Here is a 16761-nt window from a genome sequence, read left to right as displayed (position 1 = left end):
CATGGCACAAGCCAGTTCATCCATCCGGATTCCCGTTTCGCCCGACGTGGTATGGCAACTGATCGGCGGATTCAACTCTCTGCCAGACTGGTTGCCCTACATTCCGTCCAGCGAATTGAGCGAAGGCGGCCGCGTGCGGCATCTCGCCAATCCAGGCGGCGAAGTGATCGTCGAACGTCTGGAAGCGTTCGATAATCGCGCGCGCAGCTACACCTATTCGATCCTGGAAGCGCCGTTTCCGGTCACGGGCTACCGCTCGACGTTGCATGTGCGGGAAATCGAGGCGGGCGGTGCATCGCAAGTCGACTGGTCCGGCGAGTTCACTCCCAATGGCGTAAGCGACGAAGAAGCATCGAGACTCTTCGAAGGCATCTACCGGGACGGTCTGCAGGCACTTGCGGCGGCGCTCGCCAAGAAGGCCCTCAGCTGAATTCCGCGCACTCAAGTCCGGCCGGCCTCTGTTCGAGGCCGGCCGCTTGCGCGGTGATCTGATCCACATCTGTCTTCGCGTCTGGGAAGCATCGAATAGATCGTTGTTCGACAGGACAACCTCGCCGCCCGCGCAGCATGCGCTCACCGATGCGCCCTCTCCCTCCTTCCTCGCACCGACGGCTAGCCCGGCCTCACGCGCTGCGGCGCTTCCTCCCGTTCCGGCATTGATAACGTTTGAACATCAATGCTTCTAAAAATTGCACTTCTCGTTCTGGGCGTCTTGAGCAAATATCGATGCTCAAGACGTTCATAAACGCATCGACAGAGAACGCATCGGAGACAGGCGCAACGCGCACAACAGCGTTTCGCCGCATCGCAGTGCAAGCCCATCACGGCTGCCGCTTACGTCGCCGACGCGCATCTCGCCTGACCCACCTCGCTACGTGAATCCTGCCGCCGCTTTCGAGCGTGACACGGCAGCGGTGCATCTCGCGCCTGCCAAAGCGAGCTGAATGAATACCCCAGTACCCGCTTCATTCGTCATTGCCTTGAAATTCAGGAGACACTCAGATGCAGATCACCGGAATGTTGCACGGCGCGCGCCTGTTGCAATTCGTCGGCTTTCCTTCCAGCGAAGTGCTGGGCCCCGGCGCGAGCGAAGAAGAGATCAAGTCGCTCATCGACCGACATGGGCAGATATTCATCAAGCCTGTATTCAAGGGCGGCGTGGGCAAGAAAGGCAAGGCCGGTCTTCTCGGCCGCGCGGCCGATCTCAAGACGGCGCTATCGGAGAAGGAGCGGCTGTATTTCGCCGAGCACGCAGTGGGACACGTCAAGGCGAAAGCAAACGGCGTGACATTCGAGGCCGGCGTACCGGCCACGCACGAAGTCTATTTTTCGATCACCGATTCAACGCGTTTTCGCGCACCGACGATGACGCTCTCACACATGGGCGGCATGGATATCGAGGAAGTCGATCCGAAGCACGTCGCGATGGTGCCGTTCGATGCGCTGACCGGACTGAAGGCCTTCGTCGTCGCGAATGCGCTGAGTGAAATCGGCGCGCCGCGTGAAATCATCTCGCCGCTCGTGCAGCAGTTGCCGAAGCTCTGGGAGCTCTTCCACGACTTCGGCATGACGACGCTCGAACTCAATCCGATCCGCATGCGCGAGGACAAGAAGGGACGCCTCACGCCCGTGGCCTGCGACTTCAAGTGCGGGTTCGATCGTGACGATCCGCGCTTCTCGCGCCTCGGTTTGCCTGCGCATCTGTTCGCCGCCGATTACTCGGATTTCGAGCAGGAGATCAATCAGCTTCGCACGCACCAGGGGCAAAGCGATGTGTACGTGATCAACGAGCGCGGCACCATACTCGCGCCCACGTTCGGCGGCGGCGCGAACTCGCTCGTCACGGAAATGCTGGGCGACGCGGCCATCATTTCGTCGGACTTCGGCGGCAATCCTCCGTATGAAAAGATGAAGGAAGTGGCGCGCATCTGCTTCAGACACTGGCTGAAGCAGTCCAACGTGCTGTTCATCATCGGCGGCAAGTCGAACAACACCGACATCTACGAAACGCTGCGCGCAATGGCCGATGCGCTGCGCGAGCACTTCAGCGAGCACGGTCCGACGCCGCTCTATGTCGTGCTCGGACGCGGCGGCCCGAACCTCGTGCGCGGCATGTCCGCACTGCGCGACACCTGCGATTCGCTCGGCCTGCCTTATCGCCTCTTCGGTTTCGACTCCGATATCAGCGAGGTGATCCAGTACGCGCGCCGTGCCGACTTGTGGATGCAATCGGGCGGGCGAGCGCAGGTCGCGGCGCGGATCGGCGCGCGCGACGCTCAATCGCACACTGCATCGGCCTGAGGAGATCGAACATGCACAAGCAAGGCAATAGTCACTTCAAATACTTCGTCGGAATCCAGTCGCTGGCGCACATCGCCACGCGCGAAGATCGCGTCTGCGTGCTCAATATCCTCGGGGGCGAGTCGTCGGACGTGACGCCGGTGAGTCACGCGTTTTCGGGCGCGAATGTCGTGTTCGGCACCGCGCCCGGCAAAGGCGGACAGGTGCTCGCGACGCCCGCGGGCGACATTCCCGTCTTCAACAACGTGCGAGAGGGTCTGGAAGCCGGCCATCGATTCAACTGCGGCGTCGTCTACCTGCCGCCTTCGGCCGCGCGCGACGGCGTGGCCGAACTGATCCGCGTGAATCCGGATCTGCGCAAGATCTTCATCATCACGGAGAAGATCGCCGTGCACGACGCGCGTGAGATCCGCGCGATGGGACAGCAGGCGGGCATCGACATTTTCGGCGCAAACGGGCTGGGCGTGGCGGACTCGTGGCAGCGCGTGCGAATCGGCGGCGCGCTCGGCGGTGACGATCCGGGCGCGACCTTGCGCCAGGGGTCGATCGCAATCTTCTCGAACTCGGGCGGCTTCAGCACCACGATCGCGCAGTACTTGAGAATGAGCGGCTGGGGCACATCGACGGTCATTTCCAGCGGCAAGGATGTCTACATTCACTATGCCGCGCCGGAATTCGCCTTCGCGCTCGCCAACGACGCGCGCAGCAAGGCCGCCGTGCTGTACTGCGAGCCCGGCGGATACTACGAGGCCGACGCGCACTTCACCAAGCCCGTGGTCGCATGCGTGGTGGGCCGCTGGAAGAGCCGTCTCACGCGCGCAGTGGGACATGCGGGCGCGATGGCAGGCGGCGCCGACGACGCGCTCGCGAAGGAACGCTGGTTCATGGAGAAATTCGGCGTCGAACGGCTCTTCACGCCCGGCGATCCGTGCTGCTCGGCGAAGGGCGCGGTGGTGACGAACATCGCCCATATTCCCGCCGCGCTTACGGCGGTGATGCGCGCAAACGCGACGATGCCCGACTTCGAGCCCGAAGGCAGTCTCGCGCTCAAGCCGTGGTTCGGCTCGAATCAGGGGCTCGAGTTGCCCGACGAGCTCGCGCTTGCAGTCGTGAAAGCAGTAGCACCGTATGACGAGCAAGTGGCGCGGGTCAATGACCAGATCGGCGCAATCCCGCCGCGTCAGCCGTTGAAAGACGCCTCGGGCGCCTCGCTGATGGACGCAAAAACGCAGGTCAGCAGCCTGCACGGCGTATCGATGCTCGAAGCGGCGACGCATTCCTTCGAAGCGAACGTGTGCCTCGCGTTGTTGCGCGAGTCCGGCGGCGCGAACGACGAGAAACTGATCGACGTCGCGGTCGGTGCGGCGGTGAACCTGTACGGCACGCCTGAACTGGCGGCGGCGCAAGCGGCGCGCGAGGCGGGCAATGCGCCCAATGCGGTGCTCGCCGCCGCCGCTGCGATCGTCGGGCCGAATCGCCAGCGCGCGGCGCGCGAGGCGGCCAGGCTGATGATCGACCGCTTCGCGGCAGCAAAACTCGTTGACGCGTTCGATCGCGATTTCGACATCGACACGATCGACACCGAAGGCAGCGCGGCACTCTTCTCCGACGAACCCGACCCGAAAGCCGAAGCCATGCTCGCCGGGCTGGCCGCACGCGGCGTGAGTTCGGCATTCGTGCGATGGCTTGCCAACGGCCCGGGCCATCCACGCGCGGACGCCGTGCTCGCGGCGATCACGACGACACTCGCCTGGGGCCCGCTCATGCGAAAGCGCGTGTCGCGTCTGACGGCGGAGAGCCTGCCATGGTGGACGAAGCTCTTCGGCACGCTGATCGGTGCCTCGGCGGATGCGTCGCGCCACCACCCGGACAGCTTCTGCGACTTTTCCACCGAGGCATTGCTCGGCGAACGCTCATTGACGGAAATCGCGTTCGCGGCGTTGCTCGGCCTGAAGCCGTCCGCCGACGACCTGTTCGCATTCAGGACACTGACCGGATTGCTGCTCACGAACGGACCGGGAGCGATTTCGGCACAGGGCGCGAAGGGCGCGGTGTCGGCGGACGGGCCCGAATCTCCCGAACGCGTGCAACTGAACAAGGCGCTAACGGGTTTTCTCACGCACACCGGCTATACGCACGGCGGCAACGGCTACGAAGGTATCGCGTTTCTCAACGAGGCGTTTCGCGACAGCGGCCTCGACGATCCCGCCGACGCGCATCACGGCGTCGACCTCGAAGCGCTCGCGCAGCGTTCCGTCGAGCACTACGCGCAGTACAAGGCTCGCCAGAAACATGCAGGCAGCCTCGACATCGCCAAGCTGCCTGGCGTGAATCACCCGGTCTTCAAGGACAAGCCGGTGAATCACGATCCGCGCGAGGTGTTCATCGCCGGGATTTATGAGGCGCGAGGCGAGTACAACGCGTTCCATGCGTACTACCGCGCGCTGGTGCAGGCATTGTTCGACGCGGGCGTGTCGCGCAACGTCTACTGCGTCAATGTCGATGCCGTGATCGCCGCGCTGCTGCTGAAAATGCTGTGGCAGCCGCTCAAACGCGGGGCATTCAGCGAGGCGGATCTCGAGACCGCGGCGTTCACGATCTTTCTGTATCCGCGCATGCTCGGCTGCGCCGCGGAAATCGACGATCACCTCAACCGGGGCCGCAACATGGACACGCGCACAGCCGCTTCGCAGTGCCGCTTCGTGGCCTGACATCCGGCTCCGGCGGCGCTGCTCGCGGGCACGCCGCCGGCGCGAACGATTGATAACCATGGAACATCAATCGTTCGAAATTTTGCACTTATCGTTTCGGCCGGTTAGGGCCACTATTCGCGAAACCACAAATCCGCGGGCCCACCGCGCATTTCAAGGATTCAGGAGACACTTCGATGCACGCGTCATCTCATACTCAATCGCCAGGACAGTCGAAGGCCGCAGCCGTATTTCGCGTGACGGCCGGCAATTTCCTGGAGCAGTTCGACTTCTTCCTGTTCGGCTTCTACGCCACGCAGATTGCCAACGTGTTTTTTCCGGCAGCGAGTGAATTCGCCTCTCTGATGATGACCTTCGCGGTTTTCGGCGCGGGCTTTCTGATGCGGCCTCTGGGCGCGGTCATTCTCGGCGCGTATATCGACGATGTGGGCCGCCGCAAGGGGCTCATCGTCACGCTCTCCATCATGGCGAGCGGCACGATCCTGATCGCGTTCGTGCCGGGCTACGCCACCATCGGTCTTCTCGCGCCTGCGCTCGTTCTGCTCGGACGCCTGCTGCAAGGTTTCTCGGCGGGTGCGGAGCTCGGTGGCGTCTCGGTGTATCTCGCCGAAATGGCCACGCCCGGCCGCAAGGGTTTCTTCACGAGCTGGCAATCCGCGAGCCAGCAAGTCGCAATCGTCGTGGCCGCGGCCCTGGGCTTCGTGCTCAATCAAACGCTGGACACGACGGCCATCGCCTCGTGGGGATGGCGCGTGCCGTTCTTCGTCGGCTGCATGATCGTGCCGTTCATCTTCATGCTGCGCCGCAATCTCGAGGAAACGCAGGAATTCAAGGCACGCCAGCATCGCCCGACGATGAACGAAGTTTTCCGCACGCTCGCGCGCAACTGGGCCGTCGTCGTGGCAGGCGTGATGCTGGTGGCGATGACCACCACGAGCTTCTACCTCATCACGGTCTACGCGCCGACCTTCGGAAAGACGGTCCTGCATCTGAGCACCGCGGACAGCTTGCTCGTGACCTTGTGCGTCGGTGTGTCGAACTTCATCTGGCTGCCGATCGGCGGCGCGCTCTCCGACAGGATCGGCCGTCGTCCGCTGCTGCTCGGCATGACCACGCTCGCCATCGCGACCGCGTACCCGGCGCTGTCGTTTCTTGCTCACGCGCCGAGCTTCGTCAACATGCTGCTCGTGCTGCTGTGGCTCTCGTTCATGTACGGCCTCTACAACGGTGCAATGGTCGTCGCACTGACCGAGGTGATGCCGGTCGAAGTGCGCGTCGCGGGCTTCTCGCTCGCCTATAGTCTCGCGACGGCGGTGTTCGGCGGCTTCACGCCCGCCATCTCCACGGCGCTCATTCACTTCACCGGCGACAAGGCCGCACCGGGCATCTGGATGAGCTTCGCCGCCGTGTGCGCGCTGTGCGCCACGTTCGCGCTGTACCGTCGTCGCGCGGTGACGCTGACGCCGGCTCACTGACCACGCAACAGGACATGACTTCATCCATGAAAAACCTGCTTCTGAAAATCTTTGGCGTGGCGCTCGTCGCGGCTTCGGTCGCGTCGGCGAACGTGCAGGCTGCCGAACTGCATGTCATGAGCTCGGGCGGCTTCACCGCCGCGTACAAGCTGCTTGGACCGAGGTTCACGTCCGCGACGGGCAACACGCTCGATACCGCGCTCGGACCTTCGATGGGCAAATCGCCCGAAGCCATTCCCAACCGGCTGGAACGGGGCGAGCCCGCCGACGCCGTCATCATGGTCGGCTATGCGCTCGACGAGCTGATCAAGCAGGGCAAGGTCGTGCCCGGATCGCGGGTGGAGCTGGCGGACTCGCGTATCGGCGTGGTCGTGCGCGACGGCGCGTCGAAGCCCGACATAGGCTCGGTCGAAGCGCTCAGGCAGACCCTGCTGCACGCGAAATCGATCGCCTACTCGGACAGCGCGAGCGGCGTGTATATCGAGCGGGAACTGTTCAAGAAGCTCGGTATCGCGGAGCAGGTGATGCCGAAGGCGAAGATGATTCCGCGGATTCCCGTCGCTTCGGTTGTCGCGAACGGCGATTATGAAATTGGCTTTCAGCAGGTGAGCGAGCTATTGCCGGTCAAGGGCGCGACTTTCGTCGGGAAAATCCCGGAATCCCTGCAATCGGTCACCCGTTTTGCCGCAGGCATCCCGGTCGGTGCGCAGCATCCAAAGGAAGCGAAAGCCCTGCTCGACTATCTCGCGTCGCCCGACGTGCAACCCGAGGTGAAAGCGACCGGCCTCGATTCCGTCACGGCGCATTGACCCGTGTGACCGGGTCCTCGGCTTCGCGGGCCGGAGCGGCGCGCAAGACCTGCGCCAGACGCACGCGGTCGCACGCGCCCTCCCACATCGAGACGAAGATCACCGCGCACGCATTGCTGACCACGCTCGTGAGCGCGCGTGCCTCGGACATGAACCGGTCGATGCCGACCAGCAGCGCCACGCCGGCGACCGGCAGATCGGGAATGACGGTCAGCGTCGCGACGAGCGCCACGAGCCCGCTTCCGGAGACGCCGGCCGCCCCCTTCGACGTGAGCAGCATGACTGCGAGCATCGTCGCGATTTGCGGACCGGAAAGCGGCACATCGCATGCCTGGGCGATGAATATCGAGGCGAGCGTCAGATAGATCGCCGTGCCGTCGAGATTGAACGAATAGCCCGCGGGTAACACGAGGCCGACGATTCCCCTGTCGCAGCCGAGTGCCTCGAGCTTTCCTATCAGACGTGGCAGGACCGGCTCCGTCGACGATGTCGCGAGGACGATCAGCAACTCCTCGCGCAGATAGCGCAGCAGTCGCCAGAGCGCAAAGCCATGCAGTCGCGCGAGCGGTGCGAGCAGCAGCGCGACGAAAAGCACACACGCCACATAGAACGACACCATCAGCATGCCGAGCGAGCCGACCGAGCGGATGCCGAAGCGCCCCACGGTGAACGCCATCGCGCCGAATGCGCCGATGGGAGCCAGCCTCATGATCATCGCGAGGATGCGAAAGAGCGTTTGCGCGATGCCGTCGATGAAGTCGAGCACCGGTCTCCCCGCCCGTGGATTTGCGTTCAGCGCGAAGCCGAACAGCAGCGAAAGCAGGAGTACCGGCAGCACCTCGCCCTTCTCGAAGGCCCCGAGCATCGTCTCCGGGATCACGCCGAGCGCGAATTCCACGAGCCCATGCGGCTGCGAATGCTTCACATATTGCGAGATGATGCTGGTATCCAGACGATGCACGTCGATATGCATGCCTGCGCCGGGACGCAGCACATAGGCGGTCACCAGTCCAAGCACGAGCGCCGCGGCCGTCAGACAATAGAAGAGCGCCAGTGCCTTCAGAATCGTGCGCCCGATGGTCGTGCCGCTCGCGAGTGACGTGATGCCCGAGACGATCGTGCAGAAGACGATCGGCGCAATCATCATTCGCACGAGGCCCACGAATGCGTCGCTCACCGGCTTGAGCATGGCGCCCGCCTGCGGCCAGAAATGACCGATCGCCACGCCGAGCGCCATGCCAAGCAAGACCTGCACATACAGCAGCCGAAGCGGCCTGGCCAAAGTCACGGAGTTCTCCTCTTGCTCCTTGTTGGCGTGTCGGAATCGTCGCTACTCGCGCCGCCGCCTCGTCTCATTTCGATGATGGCGCGGTAGAACTGTTCCGCCGCCGGCGTGAGGGGCCTGCCGCGCCGTCTTACGATGCCGACGCGCCGCTTCACGACCGGATCGACCAGCGGCACGCTCGTGAGGACAGGATGATCGCGCACGGGCATGGCCATCGAAGGGACTGCCGCGACACCGAGACCCGCTTCGATCAGACCGAGCATGGTCGTGACGTGACGCGTCTCGCATACGCTCGGCGTGCGCGGCGCGACAGCGGAAAGCGCCTGATCGAGCAGAAGGCGATTACCCGACGTTTTATCGACGGACACGTATTCGTGCTCGTAGAGTTCGTTCCAGGTGACCCGCTTTTTTCGGGCGAGCGGGTGATCGCGGCGGCACGCGGCGACGAAGCGCTCCTGCAACAGCACCTTGAACTCGACCTCGGACTCCTGGCTGCCGAGGAAGCTCACGCCGAAATCCGCTTCACCGCTGATGACGGAACTGAGCACTTCGTTGGCACTGGAGTCCAGCAGCTTGACCCTGATGCGCGGAAAGCGGCGATGATAGCTCGCGACCACGTTCGGCAGAAAGTAGTAAGCGACCGAGGGCACGCAGGCGATGGTCACGTGGCCCAGCCGGCTCGACGACACATCGCGGATACCGAGCAGGGCAACATCGAGATCGTCGAGGAGCTGCTCCGCGCTCGGAGCGAACACGCGGCCAACGGTGGTAAGCGTGACACTGCGCGTCGTGCGCTCGAAGAGGCGTACACCGAGCGCGGCCTCGAGCTTGTCGATGCGGCGGCTCAACGCCGGCTGCGAGATATTCACTGCCTCGGCTGCCTTACGAAAGCTGCCCAGCTCCACGACGGCTCGAAACGCCTGCAAGTCATTCAAGTCGAAGTTGACGGCCACTCCCCGCCTCCGCATCTGAAATGCGAGTATTTTGCATGATGCGGGCGGACGTATCCAGGTAAAGGACCGGGCGCAAATGTTCTTCGCGCGCGTCTCGAACACGACGAGGTTCGTCGGAGGCTGTCAGGTGGAAACGGGTGCGAGCGCCAAGGTTTGGATGCGGCACGCTATCCGGCGGTACGCGCCCTTACGATTGAAGAAACAACGGCAGGTCTACGAGCGGGAACGGCCGCGCCGGTAGCAACGCCACGTTTCAGCCTGGCGGCAGTCGTTTGCCGGACCCGGCCGAGGAAGTCCTAAAGGTGCGACGTGTGCGGCAACAGCAAGAACCGCTCAACTGTCTTTTCACTCACCCATGGCGCTGACTCGCGATCGAAGCCGAGAAAATGAGGCGAGGCGAGATGCAGTTTGAACGCGTCTTCATCGATGTATTTCTCATAGAGGAAGAACACCGGACGGTCGTGCGACTCGCATACGTCGAACACGATGCAGCCGTCCTCTTCCTTCAGCGATGTCGCGGCATTCGCGAGAATCGCACGGCGAAATTCGTCCCGATGTCTCTCGTGGACCGTGAACGTCACAGCAATGATGAACATGTCGAAAGTGGATTGAAATGTGCGAATGCTGCCGTTTGCGTGCCGGTCGCAATCGCGGCCCGGCTTGCGGTGGATTATTTGCCGGCGTAAGGCAGCGCTGCGATGACGGCTTCGGTCATCGCTCGCGTACCGGCGGAGCCGCCGTATTCCATCGGGCGCGCTTCGCCCTTCGCCAGCACCATCTGCAACGCGTTCTCGATGTTGCGCGCGCGTCGCGCCAGCATGGGCTGATCGAAACGATCGGCGAGCCAGTCGAGCATCATCGCACCGGACAGGAACATCGCGCCGGGATTGGCCTTGTCCTGTCCCGCGATGTCAGGCGCCGTACCGTGCGCAGGCTGAAACAGCGCGTGGTCATCGCCGATATCCGCCGACGGCGCCATGCCCATTCCGCCAATGAGCCCCGCCGCGAGATCGGACAGGATGTCGCCGAACATGTTTTCGGTGACGAGCACATCGAGCGTCCACGGCTTCGCGACCATTGTCAGCGCCATCGCATCCACATAAGCGTGGCCGGCCGAAACGTTCTCGTACTTGCGCGCGACGTCATTGAACACATTGCGGAAGAAGGCCATCGACGTGAACACGTTCGCCTTATCGACACACGTCACGCGCGCCTTGCCGCGACGCGCCTTTCTCCGCTCGGCCAGTTCGAAGGCAAAGCGGCTGATCCGCCCGGTGCCGCGTCGCGTGATCTGCATCGTGTCGTACGCTTCGCCCGCTTCGTTGTCGACCGTCCCGCGCCCGCGCGCATAGAAAAGGCCTTCAGTCTGCTCGCGCACGAGCACGAAGTCGATCTCGGTCGCGCGTTCGTTCGCGAGCACCTTCGGCAAGCCCGGAAACCAGCGAATCGGCCGCACGCCCGCGTAAAGGTCCAGCGCCATGCGCAGATCGAGTTGCGGAATCGGCTCGGTGCCGTCGGGATAGCGCACGTCCGGCCAGCCCATCGCGCCGAACAGAACCGCATGCGCGTTGCGCGCGGCATCGAGCGTGCGTTCGGGCAGCGCGCAACCCGCACGCGCATAGTGCTGCGCGCCCGCTTCGTACGAAGTCATCTGGAGTGTCGGGCCTTTGTCGTGCTTCTGCGCGGCATCGAGCAGCGCGATGCACGCGTTCATGACTTCTACGCCGATACCGTCTCCGGGCAATACCGCAATTTTGAGTTCCGATGGGCTGACTTGTGACATGGACCTGACCTCTGTGAGTGTTTCGTGATGCCTCGAACGCCTTTTAGAGCGCACTGAGTCCCAAGCGGGTGAGCAAGCCGAGCAACTCTTCGCCCGCGCGCTCGCGATGCGCGCGCTGCACGGCGCCCGCCTTCGCGACATCGCCCTTGCGAATCGCCGATACCAGCGCGCTGTGTTCCTTCGTCGAATTGACCGGCTTCGGCCGGATGCGCAACGTGACCATCCTCGCTCGATGCGCGCGGTCCCAGAAATTCAGCACGACGCTGCGCAGCATCTCGTTGCCGCATAGATCGAGCAGATGTGTGTGGAACTGCTCGTCGGCTCGCGCCCACGCGTCGAGATCGTCGGCGGCGAGCGCTTCGTCCATCGCTTCGCTCGCGCGTTTGAGCGGCTTCAGTTCCTCCGTGCTCAGGCCGCGCGCCGCGACGAGTTCCGCCGCCGTCGATTCCAGCGACGTGAGGATCTGGTAAATCTGCTTCATGTCGTCTGGCGAGACCGGCAGCACGCGCATGCCGTGACGCGGCGTCACCTTGATCAGCCCTTCCTGCTGAAGACGCATCAACGCCTCGCGCACGGGCGTGCGGCTCATGCCGAGCATTTCCGAGATCTCGATCTCGGTCGCCTGGAAACCCACCGTCCAGACGTTATCCAGAATGTTTCTTCGCATCGCGACATAAGCTGTCGCGCTCATCTTGCCCGCCGCGTTCTCTTTCTCCGATACCCGCGACGACGCCGTATCCGTGGCCATGAATCACCTCCCGCATGCTCGTATAAGTTCTTAGTCGATAAGTTATCACATTCATCAATGTATACGTTAAGATATTTTCACGGTTTTTCATCGACATGCAGGAGCCGGTCCAACCGGCATACAACAGGAGACGCAGCCGCATGGAAACAACCCAGATCGGTCCCGCCACGTTGCGGCGGGTGACCACTATCCTCGTGCCCTTTCTGATGTTTTGCTATCTCGTGTCGTTCATCGATCGGGTCAACGTCGGCTTTGCGGCATTTCAGATGAACCGCGATATCGGCATCAGTCCGTCGGTGTTCGGGCTCGGCGGCGGTCTGTTCTTTCTCAGCTATTTCCTCTTCGAGGTGCCGAGCAATCTCGCGATGAAGCGCTTCGGCGCGCGCAAGTGGATCGCACGCATCATGCTCAGTTGGGGCGTGATCTCGGGCCTCACCGCGTTCGTCAGCGGCCCGAACTCGTTCTATGCAATCCGCTTTCTGCTCGGCGCAGCCGAAGCGGGCTTCTTTCCGGGCGTTATCCTGTATCTGACGCAGTGGTTTCCAGCGGCGCATCGCGGACGCATCGTGAGCTTCTTCTATGTCGCGGTGCCGCTCTCGAGCTTCGTCGGCTCGCCGATCTCGGCTGCGTTGCTCAACATGCAGGGAATCGGCGGATTGCACGGCTGGCAGTGGCTTTTCATCATCGAAGCGATTCCGGCGATGTTGCTCGCGATCGTCACGTATATCTGGCTGCCGGACCAGCCGAACGACGCGCGCTGGCTCGACGCGGATCAGAAGCGCTGGCTGAACAGCACGCTCGCCGCCGAGCGCGCGCAACGCGAACTCGATGCGCCCGTTCACGATGAACGCACGTGGCGCATCATGTTCCATCCGCAAGTGCTGTTGTTGTCGCTCGTGTATGCGGGAACGTCGGCGGCGAGCAACGGCTTGTCCTTGTGGCAGCCGCAGATCATCAAGAGCTATGGGCTGTCGAACATTCAGGCGGGCTGGCTGAACGCGCTTCCGTTCGCCGTCGCTTCAGTCGCGATGATCTGGTGGGGCGTGCGCTCCGACAAAAAGCGCGAACGCGTCTGGAGCACCGCCCTGCCGCTCACGCTGTCGGCCATCGCGCTCGGCGCCTGCACGATGACGACACAGCTTGCGCCCGCCGTGCTCTGTCTCATCCTCACGCTCGTTGGCACATACGCATTCAAGGGCCCTTTCTGGGCGCTGTCGAGCGAGCGCCTGGGACCGCGGGCCGCCGCGGCCGGACTCGCGCAGATCAACGCGGTCGGCAATCTCGCCGGTTTCGCCGGCACGTATCTGATCGGCGTGATCCGCGAGCAGACGGGCAGCTTCGCCGTCGCGCTGACGCCGGTGATGGCGCTGCAGATCGTCGGCATCCTGTTGCTGCTCGTGTCGAGCCGGCGTTCAGTGGCGGCACGGCACGCGTGAGCGCGTTTCCGTTACAGTGGCGGCACGGCACGATTCACGTGAAGCCATATCATGACGAGCTACTTTCATTACGACCTGCATTCGCTGCGGCTTTTCATCGTCGTCGCGGAAACCGGCAGTCTGACACGCGCCGCCGATCGTACGAGCATGACGCTGTCGGCGGTGAGCAAGCGCATCGCCGACCTCGAGCGCAGCACCGGCTGCACGTTGCTGCTGCGCCAGCCGCGCGGCGTCGAATTGACCGCCGCCGGCAAGGGCCTTCTCGCGCATGCGCGTCAGGTGGTCGAACGCGTGAACCGCATGGCCAACGAGATGAGCGACTATGCCGTCGGCGTGCGCGGTCATGTGCGCATGTGGGCGAACACGTCGGCGATCGTGCAGTTCCTTCCGCGTGATGTGCGCATCTTTCTCGCCGATAACCCGAGCGTCAAGATATCGCTGGAAGAGCGCCTGAGCGGCGATATCGTCGCGGCCGTCACGACCGGCGACGCGGATATCGGCATCTTCGCGGACAATGTGCCCGCGCCGAATATCGACAAAGCGGTGTATCGGCAAGACCGGCTCGTGTTGCTCGCGCCGAACGATCATCCGCTCGCATCGCGCGAACAGGTTGCCTTCGTCGATACGCTCGATTACGAGTATGTCGGTCTCAACGAAGGCAGCTCGCTCCTTGCGCGACTGCTGGACGCCGCGTTCAGCGCCGAACGCACGCTCAAGGTTCGAATTCAGGTCAGCAGTTTCGACGGTATCTGCAGAATGATCGAGCAAGGACTCGGCATCGGCGTATTGCCGGAAGCGGCGGTGCGCACCGAGATTCTCGCAGCAGGCCTTCGTCCCGTTCGCCTCCTCGACGACTGGGCGGACCGCACGCTCTGGATCGGCACCCGCTCGCGTGATGCACTTTCGCCGGAAGCCACCCGTCTGTTCGATTTCATGTCCGCGCAAACACAAGCCTGACAAGGCTCCCGGCGCCTTTCCAAAACGGAAAGGGTCGTTGAAAATTCATTGATTTTCAGTGTGGCCGGTTTGTTTCACAGTGAAGCATCGCATCCATATGACGACGCTTCACAGGAGACAACCGTGACGAAGCCGCTCGCAGGCATACGCGTGCTCGAAATGGGACAGCTCATCGCCGGTCCCTTCGCTGGAAAGATGCTCGCCGAATTCGGCGCGCAGGTCATCAAGATCGAACCGCCCGGCACGGGCGATCCGCTGCGCAAATGGCGCCTGCTTCACGAAGGCACCTCGGTGTGGTGGGCGGCGCAGTCGCGCAACAAGGAATCGTTGACGCTCGATCTTCGCTCGCCCGAAGGGCAGGACATTGCGCGAAAGCTCATCGCACAGAGCGACGTGCTGATCGAAAACTTCCGCCCCGGCACGCTCGAAGCGTGGGGCCTCGGCTGGGATGAACTGCACACGCTCAATCCCGGTCTCGTCATGTTGCGCGTCTCGGGCTACGGCCAGACGGGACCGTATCGCGACCGGCCCGGCTTCGGTGTCGTCGCCGAAGCCATGGGCGGCTTGCGGCATTTGAGCGGCGAGCCCGGCCGCACGCCGGTGCGCGTGGGCGTGTCCATCGGCGATTCGCTTTCCGCGCTGCATGGTGTCATCGGCATTCTGCTCGCGCTGCGTCATCGCGATCAGAACGGCGGCGAAGGACAGATGATCGATGTCGCGCTGTACGAATCGGTCTTCAACATGATGGAAAGCCTGTTGCCCGAGTTCTCCGCGTTCGGCGCGGTGCGTCAGCCGGCGGGCAGCAGCCTGCCGGGCATCGCGCCGTCGAACGCGTATCGCTGCGCGGACGGCAAATATGCACTGATCGCGGGCAACGGCGACAGCATCTTCCGCCGCCTGATGGATCTGATCGGCCGCCGCGATCTCGCCGATGATCCCGCTCTCGCACAGAACGACGGTCGCGTGAAGCACGTCGAGCGTGTCGACGCCGCCATCGCCGAATGGGCGAATCGCCAGCCGCTCGACGACGTGCTCGCCGCGCTCAACGAAGCGCGCATTCCCGCCGGCAAGATCTATGACGTCGCCGATATCGCGAGCGACCCGCACTATCGCGCGCGCGACATGATCCTCGATGCGCACCTGCACGACGGCACACCGGTGCAAGTGCCCGGCATCGTCCCGAAGCTGAGCGCGACGCCCGGCACGATAGGGAGCCAGGCGCCGACGCTCGGCCAGCACACCGATGCGGTACTCGAACGTATCGGCATCGATTCCGAGACCCGCGACGCATGGCGTGCGCGCGGCATCATCTGAGAGGAGCGCGCCATGTCCGGCAAACGTGTTTATATCCAGGAAGTCGCGACTCGCGACGGCTTCCAGAACGAAGCGCAATTCGTCGATACCGACGCGAAGATCGCGCTCATCGACGACTTGAGCGCGTGCGGCTACGCGAAGATCGAAGTGACCTCGTTCACCTCGCCGAAAGCGATTCCCGCGCTGCGCGATGCCGAAGCGGTGATGCACGGCATCGCGCGGCGCGAAGGCATTGTCTATACGGTGCTCGTGCCCAATGTTCGCGGCGCGGAACGCGCGCTGTCGTGCGGCGTCGATGAAGTCAATCTCGTGATGTCGGTAAGCGAAAGCCACAATCGCACGAACCTGCGCATGAGCCGCGAGCAGTCGTTCGCGCAATTGCGCGATGTGATCGGCGTCGTGAAGCAGACGAAGGTGGCGATCAACGTGTCGCTCTCGACCGCGATGGGCTGCCCGATGGAAGGCGACATCGCACAGGAAGACGTGCTCGCCTGGATGCAGCGATTCGCCGATCTCGGCGTGCATGGCGTCACGCTCTGCGATACGACCGGCATGGCGTTTCCGTCTCAGACCGGCGCGTTGTGCGCGGCGGCGCGCGAGCGGTTCCCCGCGCTCGAACTCACGCTGCACTTTCACAACACGCGCGGCATGGCGCTCGCCAACACGCTGGCCGCGCTCGATGCGGGCATCGACCGGTTCGATGCATCGCTCGGCGGACTCGGCGGCTGTCCGTATGCGCCCGGCGCGACGGGCAATGTCTGCACGGAAGAGCTCGTTCACATGCTTCAGCTCGACGGCTATGACACGGGCGTCGATCTCGCCGCGCTGTTGTCCGCTTCAGCGCTTCTGCCAGGCTTGATCGGCCACGACGTGCCGAGCCAGTTGCTCAAGGCGGGTCGCCGTCTCGATCTGCACGCGATGCCCTGCGCCGCCAGCGACGGGCGACCGGAACAACGCGCCTTCGCGCAACCGAACTGAAGGATCGACGG

The 16761-nt window shown here is 63.4% G+C and carries 14 protein-coding genes; 9 read left to right on the top strand and 5 right to left on the bottom strand.

The genetic code is table 11. The annotated features are described in order from the left end of the window. Position 1 precedes the first annotated feature (1 nt). The 5 genes from AC1Z32_RS37180 (at position 2) to AC1Z32_RS37160 (ending at position 7296) form a co-directional block, all read left to right on the top strand. Positions 2–430 carry an SRPBCC family protein gene (locus AC1Z32_RS37180; RefSeq protein WP_483483856.1) on the top strand — a complete coding sequence of 143 codons (429 nt, stop codon included), beginning with the start codon at positions 2–4 and terminating at the stop codon, positions 428–430. Positions 431–1002: 572 nt separating this feature from the next. Further along, on the top strand, positions 1003–2301 hold the full coding sequence (locus AC1Z32_RS37175; protein ID WP_483483855.1) for an ATP citrate lyase citrate-binding domain-containing protein: 1299 nt from the start codon (positions 1003–1005) through the stop codon (positions 2299–2301). A gap of 11 nt (positions 2302–2312) precedes the next feature. After that, complete coding sequence (locus AC1Z32_RS37170; RefSeq protein ID WP_483483854.1) at positions 2313–5012, top strand: CoA-binding protein; 2700 nt, start codon at positions 2313–2315, stop codon at positions 5010–5012. Between the two features lie 176 nt (positions 5013–5188). Continuing rightward, complete coding sequence (gene tcuC / locus AC1Z32_RS37165) at positions 5189–6487, top strand: tricarballylate/proton symporter TcuC (RefSeq protein WP_483483853.1); 1299 nt, start codon at positions 5189–5191, stop codon at positions 6485–6487. 26 nt (positions 6488–6513) lie between these two features. After that, on the top strand, positions 6514–7296 hold the full coding sequence (locus AC1Z32_RS37160) for a substrate-binding domain-containing protein (protein ID WP_483483852.1): 783 nt from the start codon (positions 6514–6516) through the stop codon (positions 7294–7296). On the opposite strand, the gene dctA is transcribed toward AC1Z32_RS37160, so the two are convergent. From dctA to AC1Z32_RS37135, 5 genes are all read right to left on the bottom strand, one after another. Next, a complete protein-coding gene (gene dctA / locus AC1Z32_RS37155; protein ID WP_483483851.1) occupies positions 7283–8584 on the bottom strand; it encodes a C4-dicarboxylate transporter DctA in 1302 nt (433 codons plus the stop codon). The two genes, AC1Z32_RS37160 and dctA, sit on opposite strands and share 14 nt — an antisense overlap. Beyond that, complete coding sequence (locus tag AC1Z32_RS37150; RefSeq protein ID WP_483483850.1) at positions 8581–9534, bottom strand: LysR family transcriptional regulator; 954 nt, start codon at positions 9532–9534, stop codon at positions 8581–8583. The genes dctA and AC1Z32_RS37150 overlap by 4 nt, the downstream gene beginning before the upstream one ends. A 296-nt stretch (positions 9535–9830) precedes the next feature. Further along, entirely contained in the window at positions 9831–10130 is a 300-nt protein-coding gene (locus tag AC1Z32_RS37145; RefSeq protein WP_483483849.1) for a putative quinol monooxygenase, read from the bottom strand. Between the two features lie 74 nt (positions 10131–10204). After that, positions 10205–11317, bottom strand: a complete 1113-nt coding sequence (locus AC1Z32_RS37140) for an isocitrate/isopropylmalate dehydrogenase family protein (protein ID WP_483483848.1) — start codon at positions 11315–11317, stop codon at positions 10205–10207. A 43-nt stretch (positions 11318–11360) separates the two neighbouring features. Beyond that, the gene (locus tag AC1Z32_RS37135; protein ID WP_483483847.1) at positions 11361–12065 is read right to left on the bottom strand and encodes a GntR family transcriptional regulator; all 705 of its coding nucleotides are present in this window, start codon (positions 12063–12065) and stop codon (positions 11361–11363) included. A 140-nt stretch (positions 12066–12205) separates the two neighbouring features. On the opposite strand from AC1Z32_RS37135, the gene AC1Z32_RS37130 reads away from it, so the two are divergent. The 4 genes from AC1Z32_RS37130 (at position 12206) to AC1Z32_RS37115 (ending at position 16750) form a co-directional block, all read left to right on the top strand. Further along, a complete protein-coding gene (locus AC1Z32_RS37130) occupies positions 12206–13501 on the top strand; it encodes an MFS transporter (protein ID WP_483483846.1) in 1296 nt (431 codons plus the stop codon). Positions 13502–13552: 51 nt separating this feature from the next. Then, on the top strand, positions 13553–14458 hold the full coding sequence (locus AC1Z32_RS37125; protein WP_483483845.1) for a LysR family transcriptional regulator: 906 nt from the start codon (positions 13553–13555) through the stop codon (positions 14456–14458). Between the two features lie 123 nt (positions 14459–14581). Continuing rightward, entirely contained in the window at positions 14582–15772 is a 1191-nt protein-coding gene (locus AC1Z32_RS37120; RefSeq protein WP_483483844.1) for a CaiB/BaiF CoA transferase family protein, read from the top strand. Positions 15773–15784: 12 nt separating this feature from the next. After that, complete coding sequence (locus AC1Z32_RS37115; protein WP_483483843.1) at positions 15785–16750, top strand: hydroxymethylglutaryl-CoA lyase; 966 nt, start codon at positions 15785–15787, stop codon at positions 16748–16750. The last annotated feature ends 11 nt before the right edge of the window (positions 16751–16761 follow it).

The sequence above is a fragment of the Caballeronia sp. 11_S32 genome, from assembly GCF_056930355.1.
The sequence above is the reverse complement of the archived record's forward strand: the minus strand, read 5'-3'. Positions and strand labels throughout refer to the sequence as shown.

What these genes read in the sequence shown, in the direction of transcription:
- AC1Z32_RS37180 (WP_483483856.1), top strand. Translation starts at nt 2, where the DNA reads ATGGCACAAGCCAGTTCATCCATCCGGATTCCCGTTTCGCCCGACGTG.
- AC1Z32_RS37175 (WP_483483855.1), top strand. Translation starts at nt 1,003, where the DNA reads ATGCAGATCACCGGAATGTTGCACGGCGCGCGCCTGTTGCAATTCGTC.
- AC1Z32_RS37170 (WP_483483854.1), top strand. Translation starts at nt 2,313, where the DNA reads ATGCACAAGCAAGGCAATAGTCACTTCAAATACTTCGTCGGAATCCAG.
- tcuC (WP_483483853.1), top strand. Translation starts at nt 5,189, where the DNA reads ATGCACGCGTCATCTCATACTCAATCGCCAGGACAGTCGAAGGCCGCA.
- AC1Z32_RS37160 (WP_483483852.1), top strand. Translation starts at nt 6,514, where the DNA reads ATGAAAAACCTGCTTCTGAAAATCTTTGGCGTGGCGCTCGTCGCGGCT.
- AC1Z32_RS37145 (WP_483483849.1), bottom strand. Translation starts at nt 10,130, where the DNA reads ATGTTCATCATTGCTGTGACGTTCACGGTCCACGAGAGACATCGGGAC.
- AC1Z32_RS37140 (WP_483483848.1), bottom strand. Translation starts at nt 11,317, where the DNA reads ATGTCACAAGTCAGCCCATCGGAACTCAAAATTGCGGTATTGCCCGGA.
- AC1Z32_RS37135 (WP_483483847.1), bottom strand. Translation starts at nt 12,065, where the DNA reads ATGGCCACGGATACGGCGTCGTCGCGGGTATCGGAGAAAGAGAACGCG.
- AC1Z32_RS37130 (WP_483483846.1), top strand. Translation starts at nt 12,206, where the DNA reads ATGGAAACAACCCAGATCGGTCCCGCCACGTTGCGGCGGGTGACCACT.
- AC1Z32_RS37125 (WP_483483845.1), top strand. Translation starts at nt 13,553, where the DNA reads ATGACGAGCTACTTTCATTACGACCTGCATTCGCTGCGGCTTTTCATC.
- AC1Z32_RS37115 (WP_483483843.1), top strand. Translation starts at nt 15,785, where the DNA reads ATGTCCGGCAAACGTGTTTATATCCAGGAAGTCGCGACTCGCGACGGC.